The 21,180-nt window shown below is 62.0% G+C and carries 20 protein-coding genes; 14 read left to right on the forward strand and 6 right to left on the reverse strand.

The features are described 5' to 3' along the window. Positions 1-47 precede the first annotated feature (47 nt). Together NO934_RS12550 and NO934_RS12555 are read right to left on the reverse strand one after the other, a co-directional pair. Positions 48-800, reverse strand: coding sequence for a transporter substrate-binding domain-containing protein (locus NO934_RS12550; protein ID WP_309160304.1), 753 nt, complete (start codon positions 798-800; stop codon positions 48-50). A 73-nt stretch (positions 801-873) separates the two neighbouring features. Beyond that, positions 874-1,641, reverse strand: a complete 768-nt coding sequence (locus NO934_RS12555; protein ID WP_309160305.1) for an amino acid ABC transporter ATP-binding protein — start codon at positions 1,639-1,641, stop codon at positions 874-876. Positions 1,642-1,880: 239 nt separating this feature from the next. Between NO934_RS12555 and NO934_RS12560 the strand changes: the two genes are divergently transcribed. Further along, on the forward strand, positions 1,881-3,059 hold the full coding sequence (locus NO934_RS12560; RefSeq protein ID WP_309160306.1) for a GGDEF domain-containing protein: 1,179 nt from the start codon (positions 1,881-1,883) through the stop codon (positions 3,057-3,059). Here the strand turns inward: NO934_RS12560 and sseA are convergent. Both sseA and NO934_RS12570 read right to left on the reverse strand, forming a co-directional pair. After that, positions 3,045-3,896, reverse strand: coding sequence for a 3-mercaptopyruvate sulfurtransferase (sseA, locus tag NO934_RS12565; protein WP_309160307.1), 852 nt, complete (start codon positions 3,894-3,896; stop codon positions 3,045-3,047). The two genes, NO934_RS12560 and sseA, sit on opposite strands and share 15 nt — an antisense overlap. 13 nt (positions 3,897-3,909) lie before the next feature. Then, complete coding sequence (locus tag NO934_RS12570; RefSeq protein ID WP_309160308.1) at positions 3,910-4,851, reverse strand: nucleoside hydrolase; 942 nt, start codon at positions 4,849-4,851, stop codon at positions 3,910-3,912. A gap of 223 nt (positions 4,852-5,074) precedes the next feature. Between NO934_RS12570 and rirA the strand changes: the two genes are divergently transcribed. Together rirA and NO934_RS12580 are read left to right on the forward strand one after the other, a co-directional pair. Next, positions 5,075-5,530, forward strand: a complete 456-nt coding sequence (rirA, locus tag NO934_RS12575; protein ID WP_309160309.1) for an iron-responsive transcriptional regulator RirA — start codon at positions 5,075-5,077, stop codon at positions 5,528-5,530. Positions 5,531-5,735: 205 nt separating this feature from the next. Then, a complete protein-coding gene (locus NO934_RS12580; RefSeq protein ID WP_309160310.1) occupies positions 5,736-6,440 on the forward strand; it encodes a glutathione S-transferase in 705 nt (234 codons plus the stop codon). Here the strand turns inward: NO934_RS12580 and rutR are convergent. Then, positions 6,437-7,078, reverse strand: coding sequence for an HTH-type transcriptional regulator RutR (rutR, locus tag NO934_RS12585; protein WP_309160311.1), 642 nt, complete (start codon positions 7,076-7,078; stop codon positions 6,437-6,439). The genes NO934_RS12580 and rutR overlap by 4 nt on opposite strands. Positions 7,079-7,264: 186 nt before the next feature. Between rutR and NO934_RS12590 the strand changes: the two genes are divergently transcribed. The 11 genes from NO934_RS12590 to NO934_RS12640 all read left to right on the forward strand — a co-directional run bounded on the left by NO934_RS12590 (position 7,265) and on the right by NO934_RS12640 (position 19,363). Next, entirely contained in the window at positions 7,265-8,590 is a 1,326-nt protein-coding gene (locus NO934_RS12590; protein ID WP_309160312.1) for an aspartate aminotransferase family protein, read from the forward strand. A 60-nt stretch (positions 8,591-8,650) separates the two neighbouring features. After that, positions 8,651-10,144 carry a CoA-acylating methylmalonate-semialdehyde dehydrogenase gene (locus tag NO934_RS12595; protein WP_309160313.1) on the forward strand — a complete coding sequence of 498 codons (1,494 nt, stop codon included), beginning with the start codon at positions 8,651-8,653 and terminating at the stop codon, positions 10,142-10,144. A gap of 17 nt (positions 10,145-10,161) precedes the next feature. Continuing rightward, a complete protein-coding gene (locus tag NO934_RS12600; RefSeq protein WP_309160314.1) occupies positions 10,162-11,412 on the forward strand; it encodes a Zn-dependent hydrolase in 1,251 nt (416 codons plus the stop codon). Positions 11,413-11,548: 136 nt separating this feature from the next. After that, the gene (locus NO934_RS12605; protein ID WP_309160315.1) at positions 11,549-12,055 is read left to right on the forward strand and encodes an endonuclease domain-containing protein; all 507 of its coding nucleotides are present in this window, start codon (positions 11,549-11,551) and stop codon (positions 12,053-12,055) included. Next, positions 12,052-13,503, forward strand: coding sequence for a dihydropyrimidinase (hydA, locus tag NO934_RS12610; protein ID WP_309160316.1), 1,452 nt, complete (start codon positions 12,052-12,054; stop codon positions 13,501-13,503). The genes NO934_RS12605 and hydA overlap by 4 nt, the downstream gene beginning before the upstream one ends. Before the next feature lie 157 nt (positions 13,504-13,660). Continuing rightward, on the forward strand, positions 13,661-14,440 hold the full coding sequence (locus NO934_RS12615) for an ABC transporter ATP-binding protein (RefSeq protein WP_309160317.1): 780 nt from the start codon (positions 13,661-13,663) through the stop codon (positions 14,438-14,440). A gap of 372 nt (positions 14,441-14,812) precedes the next feature. Further along, on the forward strand, positions 14,813-15,325 hold the full coding sequence (locus NO934_RS20660; protein WP_375143254.1) for an ABC transporter permease: 513 nt from the start codon (positions 14,813-14,815) through the stop codon (positions 15,323-15,325). Then, positions 15,322-16,197 carry an ABC transporter permease gene (locus NO934_RS12625; protein WP_309160319.1) on the forward strand — a complete coding sequence of 292 codons (876 nt, stop codon included), beginning with the start codon at positions 15,322-15,324 and terminating at the stop codon, positions 16,195-16,197. The genes NO934_RS20660 and NO934_RS12625 overlap by 4 nt, the downstream gene beginning before the upstream one ends. A gap of 102 nt (positions 16,198-16,299) precedes the next feature. Next, positions 16,300-17,295 (forward strand): ABC transporter substrate-binding protein, encoded by a 996-nt coding sequence (locus NO934_RS12630; RefSeq protein WP_309160320.1) that lies wholly within the window; start codon positions 16,300-16,302, stop codon positions 17,293-17,295. Between the two features lie 199 nt (positions 17,296-17,494). After that, positions 17,495-18,280 carry a ThuA domain-containing protein gene (locus NO934_RS12635; RefSeq protein ID WP_309160321.1) on the forward strand — a complete coding sequence of 262 codons (786 nt, stop codon included), beginning with the start codon at positions 17,495-17,497 and terminating at the stop codon, positions 18,278-18,280. 36 nt (positions 18,281-18,316) lie between these two features. Beyond that, positions 18,317-19,363 carry a Gfo/Idh/MocA family oxidoreductase gene (locus NO934_RS12640; protein ID WP_309160322.1) on the forward strand — a complete coding sequence of 349 codons (1,047 nt, stop codon included), beginning with the start codon at positions 18,317-18,319 and terminating at the stop codon, positions 19,361-19,363. Positions 19,364-19,571: 208 nt separating this feature from the next. On the opposite strand, the gene NO934_RS12645 is transcribed toward NO934_RS12640, so the two are convergent. Continuing rightward, positions 19,572-21,179 (reverse strand): 5'-nucleotidase C-terminal domain-containing protein, encoded by a 1,608-nt coding sequence (locus NO934_RS12645; RefSeq protein WP_309160323.1) that lies wholly within the window; start codon positions 21,177-21,179, stop codon positions 19,572-19,574. Position 21,180: the final 1 nt, after the last annotated feature.

The following is a 21,180-nucleotide window of genomic DNA, read 5'->3' on the forward strand; positions in this document are numbered from 1 at the left end:
TCCTATGGAAAACCCGGCGCCGGGGCGCCGGGTTGAAAATTTGCGATTTATTCCGCGAAATAGGGGCCCTGGCCGTCGAACCACTCGGCGATCAGTGCGTCCACGGTCCCGTCTGCCTTGAGCGCGGTCAGCGCTTCGTCGAGCGTGGCGAGCAGTTCGGTGTCTTCCTTGCGAACACCGCCGCCCACGCCGCCGCCGACGCGGACTTCCTCGCCCACGAATTCGAGCGCTCCGCCGGAGTTGGCGACCACCGGGTCGAGGGACGAGCCGTCGGCCAGAACCACGTCCACATTGCCGGCAGCAAGGTCGGCGATCGACTGGTCAAAGGTCGCAAAGGCGACGATGGTGTTGTCGTCGCCAAGGTTTTCCTCGGCATATCCGGCCTGGATCGTGTTGCTCTGGACGCCGATGCGCAGACCGGTGGCGGTTGCCGGATCGATGCCCGAACCGGCCGCGGCGAGGAATTTCGAGGGATCGGGCGGGAAGTAGTTCTGGGTGAAGTTGATGGTTTCGAGCCGTTCGTCGGTGATCGACATGCCGGCCATGATCACATCGTAATTGCCCGCGATCAGGTTGGGGATGATCGGATCCCATTCGCTCTGCACGAACTCGCAGGTCATGCCGGTGTGTTCGCAGATGGCGTTGGCCAGGTCGATCTCGAAGCCAGCCAACTCGCCCGCGTCATTGACGAAGTTCCAGGGCGCATAAGCCCCTTCGGTGCCCACGCGCAGGACTTCCTGCGCGGTTGCGGCGGTGGAAAGAACGGCCAGCGCGGCCGCTGTAAGGATCACCTTTTTCATTTTTGAGTTCCCTCAGTGCTTTGGTTGGTGAAGTAAAACCGGGTCCCTTTATGCATGATGGTCGCCGCCCCGGTCAGGCGTGACCGGCGGCGCTCAGGAACTGGCGCAACCGGTCGGATTTGGTGGCGCCGAAGACCTCGTCGACCGTTCCCTCTTCCTCGATCTTGCCGAGGTGGAGGAAAATGACCCGGTCGGAGACTTCGCGCGCGAATTTCATGTCATGGGTGACCAGCAGCATCGTGCGGCCCTCGTCGGCCAGCATCTTGATGACACGGAGCACCTCGGCTTCCAGTTCTGGATCGAGCGCCGATGTGGGCTCGTCGAACAGCATGATCCTGGGGTTGATGCAGAGCGCGCGCGCTATGGCCGCGCGTTGCTGCTGGCCGCCCGACAGTTGCGCGGGAAACGATTGCGCCTTGTCGGCGATACCTACCTTGTCGAGCAGGCTCATCGCCTGCTCCTCCACCTCTTCGCGCCCCCGCTTTTGCACGAGAACGGGCGCTTCCATGACGTTTTCGAGGATCGTCATGTGCGACCAGAGATTGAAGGACTGGAACACCATGCCCAGCTTGGAGCGGATGCGCTGGAGCTGTGCGGCGTCGGTGGGATGGCGGTGCGGCCCCTCGGCCGAGAGCGAGACAAATTCGCCATCGACGCCGACAGCGCCCTGGTTGGGCACTTCGAGCATGTTGATGCAGCGCAGCAGCGTGGATTTGCCCGATCCCGAAGAACCGATCAGCGAGATGACGTCGCCGGCGCTGGCGCCCAGCGACACGCCCTTGAGCACCTCAATGTCGGCGAAGGACTTATGAACGTCCCTTAGCTCCAATATCTGCTTCATTGCCAGCGGGTTTACCCCATCTCTTTGTTTTTGCCCTCGAGGAGCCGTCCAGACAGAACGTGTCGCGGCTCCTTGGGATTGTAGGAAAACAGAAACCGGCTTCGTTAAAAAGCGAAAAGCAACGAAGCGGCGACTTTTCCCGACCAAACGGTAAAAATTGTGCGGTCACCCGATAAGGGTTTGAACACCAGTTGTCGAGGTTCAATACCGCATAAAGTCGTATGGTGATAAAGGTGGGCATGGACGTTACTCAATTCGCTGGCGATATGGGTCTCGATTACAATTCCCTGCTGATGGCATCGGGCGCGGCCGGCATAGCGCTCTGCTTTACGCTTGCCAGTTCGTGGCTGCGGCAGCGTGGTTCCAGTTTCCTGTTCACATGGGCAATGTGCATCGCCATCATTATTGTGGCGATCATCGGATTTTCCACCTTCCACGCCACCGCCCAAAGTCTGCATGCGGTGGTTGCGGGCGTACTGCTGACCACGGCCTTTGCCCTGAGCTATGGAGCATTGACGCAATTCCGCGACAATTGGTTCGACGCGCGCACGGTCATCGTCCTGGCGCTCGCTGGCGCTGCCCCCATCGTCACTTCGGCGTTCATGGGCTTTGATGGTTTGAGCTTCATCTTCATCAATGTGATGTGCGCGATTCTGCTCAGCTTTTGCGGCTATCACTATTGGACCGCCAGAGCGGAATCGCCGGGCCCGATCACCGCGATCGTGGTGTTGCACGCCATGCTTGCCGTCTCCTTTGCCCTGTGTGTGGCCGTGATGGCACTTGAGACGCCGCTCTATCTGGGTGGCAGGGTGCCCGACAATTGGGCCGAGAGCCTCAATCTCTTCGTCTCGGTGATCGCCATCACCGGCATCGGCGGGCTGTTCGTGACCATCCACCAGGAGCGCATCAGCCGCCGGCATCAGGCGGAATCGCTGATCGATCCACTGACCGGGCTCAACAACCGCCGCGCCCTGTTCGAGCGGTTTCCGACGGGACTGGTGGTTCAGGGCACGGCGCTGGTGGTCTTCGATCTCGACGATTTCAAGGGTCTCAACGATCGCAACGGCCACGCCTTCGGGGACCTGGTTCTTTGCAATTTCGCGAGAATGCTCGCCGAGAACGTTCGTGACGGGGATATAGTCGTGAGACTGGGCGGGGAAGAATTCCTCATCGTCCTTCCCGAAAGCTCCTCCTCCCATGCCCTGGCGCTTGCCGAGCGGGTCCGCGGCCTGATGAGCCGCATGGTCCATCAGGCCAGCGATCAGGCCGTGACGTGCACTGTCAGCGCGGGCGTAGCGGTGGCCGAAAAGCCCCAGACGAGCCTCGATACGCTGCTGCGCAAGGCCGACAATGCGCTCTATCTCTCCAAACGCTCCGGCCGCAACCGAGTCTCGCAGAACGTCTCAAGCGCCGCCTGATCGGGCAGGTCCGGTTTCCACGGGCGCATCGTCACGTCCGCCCCACTCGGTCCATGAGCCGTCATAGAGCCTGACCTTGTCCGCGCCCACCGTTTTGAGGGCCAGCGCCAGCACGGCGGCGGTAACCCCCGATCCGCAGGAGGTGATCACCGGCCTCGTGGGATCGATGCCGGCTTGCCGGATGATGGTTTCCAGTTGCGCGTCGGATTTGAGGGCGCCGTTTTCGATGAGCTTGTCGAAAGGCAGGTTGCGGCTTGCCGGTATGTGGCCCGATTTCAGCCCGGCCCGCGGCTCGGGCGCTTCGCCAGTAAAGCGGGCCTGGCTCCGGGCATCGAGAATCTGATCGCCGGCAGTACTTGCGGCCAGCACCTGATCGAAGTCGGCGACCGCCTCTGCATTCAGCCGCGCTTGGAACCGGGTCGGGATGGGGTTCGCGCTGCCCGTTTCGAGCGGGCGCCCTTCGGCGCGCCATTTGGGCCCGCCGCCTTCGAGGATCTTCACCTCACGCGCGCCCATGACGGTAAAGGTCCACCAGGCACGCGGGGCGGAAAAAAGGCCATGCTCGTCATAGACGACGATGGTCTTGTCCGCCGAAATCCCAAGCGCCCCTGCCATCTCGCCGAAGGTTTTCTCATCGGGCAGCATGTGGGGCAGCCCGCCGCTCGTATCGGCCACGGCATCGATATCGAAAAACACGGCGCCGGGGATGTGCCCTTGCTCAAATTCGGCGCGCCCGTCGCGGCCGGTGTTCGGCATGTGCCAGGAAGCATCGACGATCTGCACGGAGGGATCATCGAGATGGGCAGCGAGCCAATCGGTGGAGACGAAATAGTTCATGGGGAGCAATCCTTTACGGCAGGCGCGCTATGCGCTCGGTGAGCAGGGCATAGAACGCGTCGGCATCGCCCGAGCGGATGAAGCTGGCATTGCGGGGGCGATCGGTGACATGCCAATAGTCCGCGACCGTCATGCCACGGGTCAACGGGCTGGCCGTCTCGATCTCCACATTGCACACCCTTCCTTTGAAGATCTCCGGCTTGAGGAGGTAGGCAATAACGCAGGGGTCGTGCAGCGGCGCGCCGGGCCAGCCGTATTTTTTAAGGTCGAAGCGCTCGGAGAAACCCAGCATCGCCGCAACCGCGGCGCCCGAGCGGTTGCCGACGGCCGAGAACGCGGCCACGCGCTCGGGGGTGCCCAGCATCTGGTGGGTGACGTCGAGCGGCATCATGGTGATCGGCGCGCCGCAGGCAAACACCGTCCTGGCGGCTTCGGGATCGACATAGATGTTGAACTCGGCGGCCGGCGTGATGTTGCCGACCTCGAAATAGGCGCCGCCCATCAGGACGATTTCCTCGATCCTTTCGGTGATATCGGGAGCCTTGATCAGCGCCATGGCCAGATTGGTCAACGGCCCGAGCGCACAAAGGGTGACGGTTTTTTCCGGCTCGCGACGGATGGTGTCGATGATGAAATCGACGCCGTGTATGGTTTCGAGACGAAGCTTGGGCTCTGGCAGGTCCGGTCCGTCGAGGCCGGTGTGGCCATGGACATGTTCCGCCGTGATCAACTCCCGCATCATCGGACGGGCACAGCCGGCATAAACCGCAACGTCGCGCCGCCCGGAAAGCTCCACCACCTTCAGCGCGTTCTTGGCATTCTGGGCGAGCCCGACATTGCCGGCGACCGCGACGATTCCCGCGACATCGATCTCCTCGGGGCTGGCCAGGGCCAACAGGATGGCCACCGCATCGTCCTGGCCGGGGTCGGTGTCGATGATGATCTTGCGTGCCACGGATTGCCTCCAAACCAGGGTTGATGTCGCGGCGCGATCCTAGAGCGTGTCCAGCAAAAGAAAAGAGGCTTGGCGGAGCGGCAAATCCTGAAATGTGCGGTCAGCTTTTCTTGACATAGTTTAGAATTGTTATAATCTTTGCACCGCTTGCGATGAGCTGATGCAAGGCGAATCGCAGCCAGAAATTCCTGCGCAGCCAGGCTGCCAATCCGGGACCATCACGATGAGACTGACACGCCAGTCAAGCTATGCCGTACGCACCCTGATGTATTGCGCCATCAATGCGCCGGACCTTTCCCGGGTCAGCGACATCGCCAAGGCCTATGGCATTTCCGAGCTGTTCCTGTTCAAGCTGATCAAGCCCTTGGTGGAAAACGGTCTGCTGGAAACCGTGCGCGGCCGCCATGGCGGCATCCGGCTCGGTCGCCCGGCCGCCGAGATCACGCTTTTGGACGTGATCAAGCTCACAGAAGAAAACTTCGCCCTGGCGGAATGTTTCGAAGGCGGGGAAACCAATTGCCCGCTGGTCGGCGGGTGCGAACTCAACGGCGCGCTTTACGAAGCGCTCGAAGCCTTCTTTGCCGTGCTGCGCTCCTACACCATCGCCGACCTTACCGACAAGCGGCGCGCCATGCGCTCGCGCCTGGGCATCGAAATGCTCGGCATGGAGCTCAACTGACCTCTCCACCTCTAAGTGCGGAACGTTACGCGCATTTTTTCCCGCGTTTCAAATTATGATCTTTACAGTCATGTTTTGATCGGCTAAACACGGTCCTGCAGGAGTGAGGCCTGCCCCTTGGCCCTGTATGCGGAGCGCCAAAGCCGCATACAGGGCCTTTTTACGTCCGCGGGAACCGTGACGGGGCTCTGCCGGTTAGCGGGGCATGGCTTACGAACTTTTCTATTGGGGCGGCATTCCCGGCCGCGGCGAATTCGTCCGGTTGGCGCTCGAATATGCGGGCGCGGACTATCGCGAGATGAACCGGGAGGGCTCGGTTGCCGACCTCCTCACCGACCCCGAAATCATCACCCCCAGCTTTGCGCCACCCTATCTGCGCGATGGCGATGTCGTCATCGGCCAGACGGCGGCGATCCTTCACTATCTCGGTCCGCGCCTCGGCCTTGCGCCGGACGATGAGGCATCACGCAACTGGATGCTACAGATTCAGCTCACTATCGCCGACATGGTGGCCGAAGCTCATGACGTACACCATCCTTTGGGGATGGGGCGCTATTACGAGGATCAGAAGCCCGAATCCCAGCGCCGCGCCGAGGAATTCCGCGCCGATCGCATTCCGAAATTCCTCACCTGGTTCGCACGCGTGCTCGATCGCAATCCAGATGGTCCCCAGCATCTGGTCGGCGGAGCGGTGAGCTATGTCGACCTGTCGCTGTTCCACCTGATGCGCGGCCTGCAATATGCATTCCCCAAGGCGATGGGGCATGTGGCTGATCAGTATGCGCCAGTATTCGCTCTGGCCGACAGCATCGAAGCCGATCCGAAGCTGACAGCGTATCTCGAAAGCGACCGCCGGTTGCCGTTCAACCAAGACGGCATTTTCCGGCACTATCCCGAACTCGACGCCTAGCTTTTCCTCGGGTTCAGCCCGTGCAGGTAGAGCTGGTCGAGGAAACGCGCGGCGTCCTCGAACCGTCCCTCGCCGCCGCGTTCGCGCCCGAGAACGGCGCGGACCTGAATGTCGAAATCGGCGTAATGCTGTGTGGTGGCCCAGATGGAAAAGATCAGGTGGTAGGGGTCGCATTTGGCGATCTTGCCCTCGGCCATCCACCCCCGGATCACCTTGGATTTCTCGTCGACCAGCTCTTTGAGTTCGGTGTGCAGGATATCGTAGAATCCCGGCGCCCCGCGCAGCATCTCGTTGGCGAACAGCCGGCTTTCGCGGGGATAATCGCGGCTCATTTCCAGCTTGCGGCGGATATAGGACTGGATCTCGGGAAGGGGATCGCCCTCGGCATTCATCTCGCGCAGCGGCTCGAGCCAGATGTCGAGAATGCGCGCCAGGAGCGGGGCGTGAATGTCTTCCTTGGATTTGAAATAGTAGAGCAGGTTCGGCTTGCTCATCCCTGCCGCTTCGGCGATCTGGTCGATGGTCGAGCCGCGGAATCCGAATTGGGAGAAGACGTCCAGCGCCGCTTCGAGGATCAGTTCCTGCTTTTCGCGCTGGATGCGGGTTACCGGGCGGGGACTTTCAGCATCTGTGCTCATTTTCGGCGATTGCCTCCCACGGGTTTCCTGCAACGAAACCCGGTGCCCTTCTCTTTAGCAGAGCGGGCGATGAATTATACCCCTTGAACCTGCGACCGAGAGTGCTAGAATTTTTCCATTCGGTCAAAAAAATTCTGGCCGAATTCAACAACCGGCACGCCCCATGATGCCGGAAAGGGAACATCGATGTCTCAGGGTTCGTCCATTCCGAACGACCTTGGCGCCTTTTGGATGCCGTTCACCGCGAACCGGCAGTTCAAGAAGAGTCCGCGCATGTTCGTGGGCGCCAAGGACATGCATTATACCACCGCCGACGGGCGCGAAGTGCTCGATGGCACGGCGGGGCTCTGGTGCGTCAATGCCGGCCATTGCCGTCCGCTGATCACCGAGGCCATCCAGCGCCAGGCCGCCGAACTCGATTACGCGCCAGCCTTCCAGATGGGGCACCCCAAGGCGTTCGAATTGGCCAACCGGCTTGTCGATCTGGCGCCCGACGGGCTCGACCATGTGCTCTACACCAATTCGGGTTCGGAATCGGTGGAAACGGCCCTTAAGGTGGCGCTGGCCTATCAGAAGGCGATCGGGCAGGGGAGCCGCACACGGCTGATCGGGCGCGAGCGCGGCTATCACGGAGTCAATTTCGGTGGCATCTCGGTGGGCGGCATCGTCGCCAACCGCAAGATGTTCGGCACGCTTTTAACGGGCGTCGATCACCTTTCGCACACGCACAATCTACCCAAAAATGCCTTTTCGCGCGGCGAGCCGCAGCATGGGGTGGAACTGGCCGATGAACTCGAGCGCATCGTCGCTCTTCACGACGCCTCGACGATCGCCGCGGTGATCGTCGAACCGGTGGCGGGATCGACGGGGGTTCTGATCCCGCCGCCGGGCTATCTCAAGCGCTTGCGCGAGATCTGCGACAAGCACGGCATCCTTTTGATCTTCGATGAGGTCATCACCGGATACGGACGGCTGGGCACCCCGTTCGCCGCCGATTATTTCGGCGTCACCCCCGATATCATGATCACCGCCAAGGGATTGACCAATGGCGTGATCCCCATGGGGGCGGTGTTCACCTCGGCCAAAATCCACGATGCCTTCATGACCGGGCCCGAGCACCTTATCGAATTTTTCCACGGCTATACCTATTCGGGCAACCCGATCGCCTCGGCTGCCGGGCTTGCAACGCTCGAAACCTACAAGCAGGAAGGGCTTTTGACGCGTGGCCAGGAGCTTGGGCCTTATTGGGAGGAGGCGCTGCATTCACTAAAGGATGCACCCCATGTGATCGACATCCGCAACATCGGCCTCGTCGGCGCCATCGAGCTTGAGCCCATCGCCGGTGAGCCGACCAAGCGGGCCTTCTCGGCCTTCGTCAAAGCGTTCGAAATGGGCGTTCTGATCCGCACCACCGGCGATATCATCGCGCTCTCCCCGCCGCTGATCGTTGAAAGAGCCCATATCGACCGGATCGTGGAAACGCTGACCGAGATCTTGCGGGGCCTTGAGTAGAATGGAACGTTTATTCTATATCTTAATAGATAAAACAATTGTTCTACAGGAGGCCTGCTGATGCAGATCATCGAAAACGCGATCGCCGGCAGCAGGCGCGTGAGCGCGAGCACCCGCCGATCGCCGGTCTTCAATCCGGCAACCGGCGAACAGATCGCCGAATTGCCGCTTTCGACCACCGCGGAAATCGACGAGGCCGTCGCCAGCGCCAAGGCGGCTCAGGTTTCCTGGGGTAACACGCCGCCGCTCAAGCGTGCCCGGGTGATGTTCAAGTTCAAGGAACTGCTCGACCGTCATGCCGCCGATCTCGCCCGCGAAATCTCGCGCGAGCACGGCAAGACCCATGACGATGCGCTGGGCGAGGTGCAGCGCGGCATCGAATGCGTCGAATATGCCTGCGGCATTCCCGAGCTTTTGAAGGGCACCTTCACCCGCAATGTCGGCCCGGCCATTGATGCTTATGCCGATCGCCAGCCGCTCGGGGTCGTTGCCGGCATCACCCCGTTCAACTTCCCGGCCATGGTGCCCATGTGGATGTATCCGGCGGCGATCGCCTGCGGGAACACTTTCATCCTCAAACCCTCGGAGCGCGACCCTTCGGCGCCCATGCTGGCCTGGAACCTGCTCGTGGAAGCAGGCTGCCCCGAAGGGGTGCTCAACATCGTCCATGGCGACAAGGAAGCTGTCGACCACATCCTCGACCACCCCGACATCAAGGCCGTGAGCTTTGTCGGGTCCACCCCGATCGCCGAATATGTCTATCAGCGCGGCACGAAAGCGGGAAAGCGCGTGCAAGCGCTGGGCGGGGCTAAAAACCACATGGTGATCCTCCCCGATGCGGACCTGGACCAGGCAGCCGATGCGCTGATGGGGGCCGGGTACGGGTCCGCTGGGGAGCGCTGCATGGCGATTTCCGTCGCCGTGCCGGTGGGAGAGCGCACTGCGGATGCGCTGATCGAGCGCCTGAAGCCGCGCGTGGAAAGCCTCAAGATCGGCCCGGCGACCGACAAGGACGCCGAAATGGGGCCGCTCGTTACCAGCCAGCATCGTGACAAGGTTCTGGGCTATATCGACAAGGGCATCGAAGAGGGCGCCGAACTCGTTGTCGACGGCCGCGGCTTCTCACTCCAGGGGTATGAGAACGGCTACTATGTCGGCGGCACGCTGTTCGACCGCGTGACGCCCGAGATGACCATCTACCGCGAGGAAATCTTCGGCCCCGTGCTCTCGGTGGTCCGTGCCCCGGCCTATGCCGACGCGGTCAAGATGATCAACGAGCACGAATACGGCAACGGCGTCGCCATCTTTACCCGCGATGGCGATGCGGCGCGCGATTTCGCAGACCGTATCGAAGTGGGCATGGTGGGGGTCAACGTCCCCATCCCCGTGCCGGTCGCCTACCATTCCTTCGGCGGCTGGAAGCGCTCGCTGTTCGGTGACCATTCGATTTACGGGCCGGAGGGCGTGCATTTCTATACGCGCCTCAAGACCGTCACCACGCGCTGGCCGGCGGGCATAAAATCCGGCGCCCAGTTCACCTTCCCCACTCTGTAAGAAAGGAGCTCCGGAGCATGCCCCATCTCGGTGACAACCTGAGGATCAATGGCGACAGGCTCTGGGACTCGATCATGGAAATGGCCAAAATCGGCCCAGGCGTCGCCGGCGGCAACAACCGCCAGACCCTGACCGATGCCGACAAACAAGGCCGCGACCTCTTCAAGAAATGGTGCGATGAAGCTGGCCTGCAGATGGGCGTCGACAAGATGGGCACCATGTTCGCCCGCCGCGAGGGAACCGACCCCGACGCCCTGCCGGTCTATGTCGGCAGCCATCTCGATACTCAGCCCACCGGCGGCAAATATGACGGCGTGCTGGGCGTCCTTGGCGCGCTCGAACTGGTGAGGACCCTCGACGATCTCGGGGTGAAAACCAAACACCCCATCGTCGTCACCAACTGGACCAACGAGGAAGGCACCCGCTTCGCCCCCGCGATGCTGGCCTCGGGCGTATTCGCGGGCGTGCACGAGCTCGATTGGGCTTATGAGCGCACCGACGCCAAGGGTCTCAGATTTGGCGATGAACTCAAACGCATCGGCTGGGTGGGCGACGAGGAGGTCGGGGGCCGCAAGATGAAGGCGTTCTTCGAGCTTCACATCGAGCAGGGCCCGATCCTGGAAGCCGAAGGCAAGGATATCGGCGTCGTCACTCACGGGCAGGGCCTATGGTGGTTGCAAGTGACGCTGACCGGCAAGGAGGCCCATACCGGCTCCACTCCCATGCCCATGCGGCGCAACGCCGGGCTGGGCATGGCGCGGATGACCGAGCTCGTCCACCAGATCGCCATGAGCCACCAACCCGACGCGGTCGGCGCCATCGGCCATGTGGACGTCCACCCCAATTCGCGCAACGTCATTCCCGGCAGGGTGGTCTTCACCATCGATTTCCGCTCCCCGCACCAGGACATCCTCGACGCGATGAAAGCCCGCTTTGAGGCCGAAGCGCAGGCGATTGCCGAAGAGCTGGGGTTAACGATGGAGATCGAGATCGCCGGCCATTTCGATCCCGTCACCTTCGACGAAAATTGCGTCGCCGCCATCCGCAATGCCGCCGAGCATTTGGGCTACTCGCACCGCAACATCGTTTCGGGCGCCGGCCATGACGCCTGCTGGATCAACAAGCTCTACCCCACCGCCATGGTCATGTGCCCCTGCGTTGACGGCCTGAGCCACAACGAGGCGGAAGAAATCTCAAAGGAATGGGCCACCGCCGGCGCCGACGTGCTGCTGCACGCGGTGCTGGAAACCGCGGAGGTGGTGGGGTGATGAAGAAAGGCCCCCTCACCCGGCTGCTGCGCAGCCGACCTCTCCCCCAAAGGAGAGGTGGTGCTGGGGCTTTTTCGTCTGCCACTACCCACCTCTCCTTTAGGGAAAGGCGCAAGCGGCGGGTGGAGGGAGCCTTATGACCACGCTCAAGACGAAGTTCGCGGCAAAGGCCGCCAAAGCGCTTCGAGGGCGAATGACCGATGCCGAGCACAAGCTCTGGTATCACCTAAGGAACCGCAAATTCTATGGCTTCAAATTCGTGCGCCAAGCGCCGGTAGGCCCTTACATTGCAGATTTCTCCTGCCGGGAAGCGGATCTAATCGTCGAAGTCGATGGCGGACAACACGCTAAATCGGCACACGATGCACACCGCGACACGGTTTTCGCAGAGCATGGCTATGCGGTTTTGCGCTTTTGGAACAATGATGTTCTCGCAAATATCGAGGGCGTACTGATCACATTGGCGCACCATCTTGAAAAGGCCCCCTCACCCGGTCTTCGCTATGCGAAGCCCGACCTCTCCCCCAAGGGAGAGGTGAAACGACGGCCGTCGCCACTGATTACCTCTCCCTTAGGGGGAGAGGTCGACGCGAAGCGGCGGGTGAGGGGGCCTTTACCAAAAGACGAAGGGACATCATCATGAGCACCGTCATCAAAGGTGGCACGATCGTCACCGCCGACCTCACCTACAAGGCCGACGTCAAGATCGAAGGCGACACCATCGTCGAGATCGGCCCGAACCTCTCCGGCGATGAAACCCTCGATGCCACCGGCTGCTATGTGATGCCCGGCGGTATCGATCCGCATACGCATCTCGAAATGCCCTTCATGGGCACATATTCGAGCGACGATTTCGAGTCCGGCACCCGGGCCGCGCTCTCGGGCGGCACGACGATGGTTGTCGATTTCTGCCTCCCCAGCCCCAACCAGTCGCTGCTCGAAGCGCTCTCCATGTGGGACAACAAATCGGGCAAGGCTTCCTGCGATTATTCCTTCCACATGGCGATCACCTGGTGGGGCGAGCAGGTGTTCGATGAGATGGAAGAGGTGGTGAAAAAAGGCATCACCACCTTCAAGCACTTCATGGCCTATAAGGGCTCGCTCATGGTCAATGACGATGAGCTCTATGCCAGCTTCCAGCGCTGTGCCGCGCTCGGCGCCTTGCCGCTCGTTCATGCCGAAAATGGCGATATCGTCGCGGAGAAATCGGCGCGCCTGCTCGCCGAAGGTAACAATGGCCCCGAGGCTCATGCCTATTCCCGCCCGCCCGAGGTCGAAGGCGAAGCCACCAACCGCGCCATCATGATCGCCGATATGGCTGGCGTGCCGCTCTATGTCGTCCACACAAGCTGCGAGGAAAGCCACGAGGCCATCCGCCGGGCGCGGCAGAAGGGGGTGCGGGTCTATGGCGAGCCGCTGATCCAGCATCTCGTCCTGGATGAAAGCGAATATTTCGACAAGGATTGGGACCACGCCGCCCGGCGCGTGATGAGCCCGCCCTTCCGCAACAAGCAGCATCAGGATTCGCTCTGGGCCGGCCTCGCCGCCGGCTCGCTCCAGGTGGTCGCCACCGACCATTGCGCCTTCACCACCGACCAGAAGCGAACCGGGATCAACGATTTCACCAAGATACCCAATGGCACCGGCGGCCTCGAAGATCGTATGCCGCTGCTCTGGACCTATGGGGTGAACACCGGCCGGCTGACCATGAACGAGTTCGTCGCCGTCACCTCCACCAATATCGCCAAGATCCTCAACTGCTACCCGAAAAAGGGTGCGATCCTCCCGGGCGCAGACGCCGATCTCATCGTCTGGGACCCCAAGCGAAGCAAGACCATCTCGGCCAAGACCCAGCAGTCTGCCATCGACTACAACGTCTTCGAGGGGCACGAGGTCACCGGCCTGCCGCGCTTCGTCCTGACTCGCGGCAAGGTTTCGGTCGAGGAAGACACCATGAAGCACGAGCCCGGCCACGGCCAGTTCGTCGCCCGCGAGCCGAACATGCCGGTCAACACCGCGTTTTCGAAGTGGAAGGAACTGACCGCCCCGCGCAAGATCGAGCGCAGCGGCATTCCGGCCAGCGGGGTCTGATCTGAATGAATGGGACGCTTCGGAAGGCCCCCTCACCCGGCTGCTTCGCAGCCGACCTCTCCCCCAAAGGAGAGGTGAAAAGGCGAGGCGATGGCGGGGAATTACCTCTCCCTTGGGGGAGAGGTCGGCGCGTAGCGGCGGGTGAGGGGGCCTTTCTTTGACTGAAGTCGTTTCCGCTCAAAACCTCGGCCTCACCTTCGAAACTGCCGACGGCCCCGTCCACGCGCTCTCGGACGTCGACCTCACCATTTCCAAAGGCGAGTTCGTCTCGTTCATCGGCCCCTCGGGCTGCGGGAAAACCACCTTCCTGCGGGTCATCGCCGATCTCGAACGGCCCACTTCCGGCACCATCACGGTCAACGGCACTTCGCCCGAACAGGCGCGCAAGGATCGTGCCTATGGCTATGTTTTCCAGGCCGCCGCGCTTTATCCCTGGCGCACCATCGAGCGCAACGTTGCGCTGCCACTCGAGATCATGGGCTATTCAAAATCCGAGCAGCAGGAACGGATTGCCCGCACGCTCGCCATGGTGAACCTCTCGGGGTTCGAGAAGAAATATCCCTGGCAGCTCTCGGGCGGCATGCAGCAGCGCGCCTCCATCGCCCGCGCCCTGGCCTTCGATGCGGACCTCCTCTTGATGGACGAACCGTTCGGTGCGCTCGACGAGATCGTGCGCGATCATTTGAACGAACAGCTCCTCGACCTTTGGGCGAAAACCAACAAGACCATCTGCTTTGTCACCCACTCGATCCCCGAAGCGGTCTACCTCTCAACCAAGATCGTGGTGATGAGCCCGCGCCCCGGCCGGGTGACCGATATCATCGAATCTACCCTGCCGCGCGAGCGCCCGCTGGAGGTGCGCGAAACGCCCCAATTCCTCGAAATCGCCGCCCGCGTCCGCGAGGGATTGCGGGCCGGGCATCCGCAAGAGGAATAGGCGATGAGGCGGCTGGGCGAGAGCAGCTTGGTTCCGATCGCGGTGGTGGTCATCGCCATCGTCGCCCTGTGGTATCTCTTCGCGATCATCCTCAATACGCCCTGGCAGCAATCGGTCTATACGCGGGGCGATGGCGCGGTGGTGCCCTTCACCCAGTTCCTGGCCGACGTATTCTCCCAGCAGCGTCCGGTGCTGCCCGCTCCGCACCAAGTCGCCGTCGAGTTCTACAATTCGGTTTTTATCGCCCCTGCAAATACGCCGCGCAGCCTCATCTTCCACGCCTGGATCACGCTCTCGGCCACTGGGCTGGGCTTTCTGTTCGGCACGCTGCTCGGTATCGGGCTGGCGGTGTTGATCGTCCATAACCGGGCGATGGATCGCTCGCTCATGCCCTGGATCATCGCCAGCCAGACAATCCCCATCCTCGCCATCGCCCCGATGATCGTCGTGGTGCTCAACTCGGTGGGACTGACCGGGCTGATCCCCAAGGCGCTGATCTCGACCTATCTCTCCTTCTTCCCCGTGGTTGTAGGCATGGTCAAAGGCTTCCGCAGCCCCGAGGCCATCCACCTCGATTTGATGCGTACCTACAACGCGTCCGGCAGCCAGGTGTTCTGGAAACTGCGCTGGCCGGCGGCGGTGCCCTATCTTTTCACCTCCATGAAAGTGGGCGTCGCCGCGTCCCTGGTCGGGGCCATCGTGGGCGAACTCCCCACCGGCGCGGCGGGCGGGCTGGGCTCGCGGCTGCTGGCCGGCTCCTATTACGGCCAGACCACGCAGATCTGGGCCGCGCTTTTGATGGCGGCGGCGCTTTCGGCGGCGCTGATCTTTTTGATCGGCGGCATCGAAAAGCTCACCCGGAAAGCCATGGGAGCGCCGGCATGAATACCGGCTGGATCATCACCGCACTCGCGGTCTGGCTCGCCGGCTGGGGCGTCAACGAATTCCTCGTGCGCGTCCGCGCTCGCGACCGGACGACACGCGCGGCGATCAACGTCGCCGTCCCGGTCATTTTCGGCGTCGTGCTGCTGGTCATCTGGGAAGGGCTGGTGCGCGGGTTCAACGTGCCCGCCGTCCTCCTGCCGCCGCCATCGGCCATCTGGGCGCGGCTTCTCGCCTCGATCCCCAACCCCATCTGGCCAGACTTTCAGCAAACGTTCCTCAAATCGGTGCTGATCGGCTACGCCATCGGCTGCGGCTCGGCCTTCCTCGTCGCCATCGCCATCGACCGCTCGCCATTCCTCAAGCGCGGGCTGCTCCCGGTGGGCAATTTCGTTTCCGCGCTGCCGCTGGTCGGCATCGCGCCCATCATGGTCATGTGGTTCGGCTTCGATTGGCAGTCGAAAGCCGCCGTGGTCGTGGTGATGACCTTCTTCCCGATGCTGGTGAACACCGTGGCCGGTCTCAACGCCACCGGGACAATCGAAAAGGACCTGATGCGCACCTATGCGGCCGGGTATTGGCAAACGCTTGTCAAATTGCGCTTGCCCATGGGCTGGCCCTTCATCTTCAATGCACTCAAGATCAATTCGACCCTGGCGCTGATCGGCGCCATCGTCGCAGAATTTTTCGGCACCCCGGTCGTGGGGATGGGGTTCCGAATATCCGCGGCCATCGGACGACTGCAAGTCGATATGGTCTGGGCCGAGATCGCGGTGGCCGCGGTCGCCGGCTCGCTGTTCTACGGGGTGATCGCGCTTATCGAGCGCGCCGTCACCTTCTGGCACCCGTCGATGCGTGGGGGACGGGCGCGCTGAACGAACCGCAGACCGCGCGCGGCAAATGCGCGGCCTGCGGCCATTGAATGTGCTGGCGGAGCATGGCGCTCCGTCCGCGTTCGCTCAAAGGGGAACCACATCATGAAGCCTTTCAAGATTGCAGCCATGGCCGGCGTATTGCTCGCCACGGCTTCGCCCGTTTTCGCGCAGGATCTTTATCCGCTCACCTTTCAACTCAAATGGGTCAATCAGGGCCAGTTCGCCGGTTATCTGGTGGCCAAGGATCTTGGCTATTACGAAGAAGCCGGGCTCGATGTCACAATCAATCCCGGCGGTCCCGACATCGCGCCAGAGCAGGTGATCGCCGGCGGCGGCGCCGATGTCATCACCACATGGATGGCCGCCGGACTTGCGGCGCGCGAGCGCGGCGTGCCGCTGGTCAACATTGCCCAGCCTTTCGCTGGCACGGCGCTCGAAATGGTCTGTTCGGAAGAAAGCGGGGTTACGTCCACCGACGATTTCCCGGGCAAGACGCTCGGCGTCTGGTTCTTCGGCAATGAATACCCCTTCTATGCCTGGATGGCCCAATTGGGCCTGCGCACCGATGGCAGTTCCGAGGGCGTGGAAGTTCTGCGCCAGGCGTTCTCGGCCGATCCGCTCCTGCAGGGCCAGGCCGATTGCATCTCGGTCATGCGCTACAACGAATATAAGCAGGTGCTCGACGCCGGTATTCCCGAAGACAGCCTCACCCTTTTCAACTTCGCCGACGAGGGCGTGGGCATGCTTGAAGACGGGCTCTACGTCATGGAGGACCGGCTTGAAGATCCCGAATTCGTCGAGGCCATGGTCGCCTTCGTCGAAGCCTCCATGCGCGGCTGGGAATATGCCGAAGCCAACCCCGAGGAGGCCGCCCAGATCGTCCTCAACAACGATATGTCCGGCGCTTTGACACTGGACAGCCAGACTTATCAGGTCATCGAGGCCGCCGCTCTGGTTGGCGATACGCCTGCGCTCGATGTCGAAGCGTATGAGCAAACCGTAGCGACGCTGCTCTCCGCCGTCTCCCCGGACAATCCGGCCATCACCGCTGAGCCCGAAGGGGCCTACACCACGGTCGTCACCGACCAGATCGAGTAGCCGGAAAACAAAATCGAGTTTGGGAAAGAGGCGGAACCTTCCGCCTCTTTTTGTGTTCGCCTGATGCATTTTGCCTCTCCCAACAGGCGCGCGAACACGATAGAGCGGTGGGGGGAGCGCGCCGCGCCCGGAGGGCATGCAGGGCGCTAAAATCCAAAACGATTTGGACGGCCATGCGGCCGGGACAGGAGAAACCAACATGACGATCAAGGCGCTCGTCTGGGGCGAGAACGTTCATGAGCAGAAAAGCGAAATCGTTGCCGGGCTCTATCCCAATGGCATGCACGCCCAGATCGCTTCCTTGCTCGAGATGGATTCCGGCATTACGGCATCCACCGCAGTGTTGCAGGACCCCGAGCATGGACTGACCGAGGACGTTCTGGCGCAAACCGATGTGCTGATCTGGTGGGGCCATGCCGCCCATGGCGATGTCCAGGACGAGATCGTCGAGCGCGTGGCCCAGCGCGTCTGGGAAGGGATGGGGCTGATCCTTCTCCACTCGGCGCATTTCTCCAAGATATTCAAGCGCCTGATGGGCACGCCCTGCGCTCTCAAGTGGCGCGAGGCGGGCGAGCGCGAGCGCATCTGGGTCGTCAATCCGCGCCACCCCATCGCCGAGGGGCTGCCCGAGCATTTCATCCTCGAAAACGAGGAGATGTATGGCGAGCCGTTCTCGGTGCCCGAGCCGCTCGAAACGGTCTTCATCTCCTGGTTCCAGGGCGGCGAAGTGTTCCGCTCCGGCATCACCTATCGGCGCGGCGCCGGCAATATCTTCTATTTCCGCCCCGGCCACGAAACCTATCCCACCTATCATGACGCGACGGTGGGCAAGGTGCTGCGCAACGCCGTCAAATGGGCGCATAATCCGCAGCCGGCCCTCACCACCATCAATGATGCGCCGAACGTGCCGGTGGAAAAGGCACCCGAGGCCATAAAGGAGCGTGGGCCCAAGCTGCATAAGCCGGGCGAAGAAGGCTACCGGTAACACATTCGATCATCGATCTATCGCGGGAGGCGCAGCATGCGTCTTGTGATCCTTGGCACGGGCAACATGGCGGCCAGCCATGCGGCTCATTTCGCCGCAATCGAAGGTGTCGAGATCGTCGGCGCCATCGATACCAATTCCGAGCGTGCCTCGCGCTTCGCGCACAGCTATCAGATCCCGCGCACCTTCTCCTCGCTCGATGACGCGCTCGATTGGGGCGCCTTCGACGCGGTGGCCAACGTCACGCCCGATCGGTTCCACTATCAGACGTCCATGCAGGCCATTGCCGGCGGCAAGCATGTCTTTTGCGAAAAGCCGCTGGCCACTCACTACGATCATGCCATCGAAATGGCAGAAGCCGCCGAAAAGGCAGGGCTGATCAACATGGTCAACCTCACCTATCGCAACGTGGCCGAACTGCAGAAATTCCGCCAGCTCGTCGACGAAGGCACGATCGGGGAGATAAAGCACGTCGAAGCCAGCTATCTGCAGAGCTGGCTGGTTTCGCGCGCCTGGGGCGACTGGCGAACCGATCCCACCTGGCTCTGGCGCCTGTCGACCGCCCATGGCTCGAACGGCACGCTGGGCGATATCGGGGTGCATATCCTCGATTTTGCCGTGTTCGGCATCAACTCGCCCATCGAAAACGCCTTCTGCCGCCTGCGCGCCTTCGACAAGGCGCCCGATGGGCGGATCGAGGATTATGTTCTCGATGCCAATGACAGCTTCACCATGAGCCTCGAATTCGGCTCCGGCGCCCTTGGCGTCGTCCACGCCACCCGCTGGGCGTCGGGCTATCTCAATACCCTGCGGCTGCGCGCCTATGGAGACAAGGGCGGGCTCGAGGTCCAGCACGGCATGAACGGCTCCTCGCTGCAGATCTGCGTGGGCGATGATGTGGAAATGGCCCAATGGCAGCCGGTCCAGGTCGAGCCGGTGCCTACCAATTACCACCGCTTCGCCCAAGCCGTCGCCACCGGCATCAACGGCGATCCCGGCTTCCGCTACGCCGCCGAACTCCAGAAGGTGCTCGACCTGGGCTTCGTCTCAAACGAAAAGCGCCAGGAAATCGCCGTCGGCTAGCAAGCGTGATCGCGAAAGCGCCCTCCAGAGCGCGATTACCCCCGGAACGGGGTTGGCGACGATGGAAAGCACCGCCTCAAACTCACCCTGTCGTTCCGGGACTTGTTCCCGGAATCCAGCACCGCACTTGCCATGAGCATCGACCGTTGAGGGCAAAAGAAAAGGGCGCGTCACCGGACGCGCCCTTCTCATTTATCGGCAGTAGCCTTTATTCGACAACCGTGATCCGGCCATCGGTATAGGGGGTGTATTCACCGCCCAATTCGGCGATGTAATCGGCCAGAACCTGTTCCAGCGGCGGGCCGAAGTCGTAGGGGTTGTCGCCTTCGGCAAAGGTGCCGTAGCCGTCGCCGCCGCCACGCATGTAGTTGTTGGTGGCGATGGTGTAGGTGGCTTCTTCGTCGATCGGCACCCACTCGCCGGCTTCGTCCTGCACCATCACGTCGCTGATGCGTTCACCGACGGGGTTGGCGAGGGTATAGGCGTATTGCAGCCCGGCGACCTGCGGGAAGCGGCCGGCGCCACCCTCGACATCGGATACACCGTTTTCAAGCGCGTCGATCACGTCGGCACCCGAGATTTCGACGGTGGCCAGGGTGTTGGAGAAGGGCAGCACGGTGATGACTTCACCCATGGTGATGTCGCCGGCGTCGATAGACGCGCGCAGCCCGCCGCCGTTCTGGATGGCGATATCGGCGCCCGTGGCCTCGAGCATCGCGTCTGCAACCAGGTTACCCATGGTGCATTCCTCGACACGGCAGACTTCACGGCTGCCTTCGAGGGGCTCGGTGGTCGAACCGATGACCTCTTCCATCAGGGCCAGGATCGGCTCTTCGAGTTCTGCAAGGCGGGCCACATACTCTTCGTTGGGGGTGATCGAAGCATCGATCAGGATCGGATCGCCTTCGGCCGAGATCACATTGCCTTCCGCGTCCCAGGTGACGACCAGGTCGCCCAGATATTTGGCATAGGAATAGGCGGTGACGACCGGCACTTCATTGCCGTCCGGCCCGTTGATCAGGGTGGGGTAGCCGCCGGCCGCCTTCTCGTCGGTGTTGGACAGCAGCGTGTGCGAGTGTCCGCCCACGATCACGTCGATGCCCGGCACGTTGGAGGCGATTTCCAGGTCGACGGTGAAGCCCACATGGGTCACCGCGATGATCTTGTTGATGCCTTCGGCTTCGAGCGATTCCACCTGCGCGGTGAGGCTCTCGAACACGTCCTCGAATTCCACGCCATCGCCGGGCGAAGAGGTCTCGTCGGTGTCTTCGGCCAGCGCCGAAACGAAGCCGATCTGCTCGCCGCCGATTTCCATGACATGGGTGCCCGGAATGCGGCCTTCGAGCAGCGGCTCGTTTTCCACATTGGTGTTGCCCGAAATGATCGGGAAATCCACCGCATCGAGCAGCTTGGCCAGCTCTTCGGGGCCGTCGTCGAATTCGTGGTTGCCCACGGCCATCAGTTCGATGCCCAGGTCATTGGCGAATTCGGAAATGATCTCGCTGCGGTAATGGGTATAGAACAGCGAACCCTGGAACTGGTCGCCCGCATCGAGCAGCACCACGTTCTCGCCTTCGAGTTCGGCGCGCTTGTCGTCGATCGCGGTTTTCAGGCGCGCGATGCCGCCGAAGCATTCCCCTGCCGCGTCGGTTTCCGCGTCGCAGTTGGAATCGGTGTCGGTGATCGGGCCGAAGCGCGAGTGGAAATCGTTGATGTGCAGGATGTTGAGCGTGAACTCGCCGTCCTGGGCGTTGGCCGGGCCGGCCAGCCCAGCGAGCAGCGCCAGCGCCGATGCGCCGAGCAGCAGATGTTTCATG

It is taken from the genome of Pelagibacterium sp. H642 (genome assembly GCF_031202855.1).
Lineage (GTDB): Bacteria > Pseudomonadota > Alphaproteobacteria > Rhizobiales > Devosiaceae > Pelagibacterium.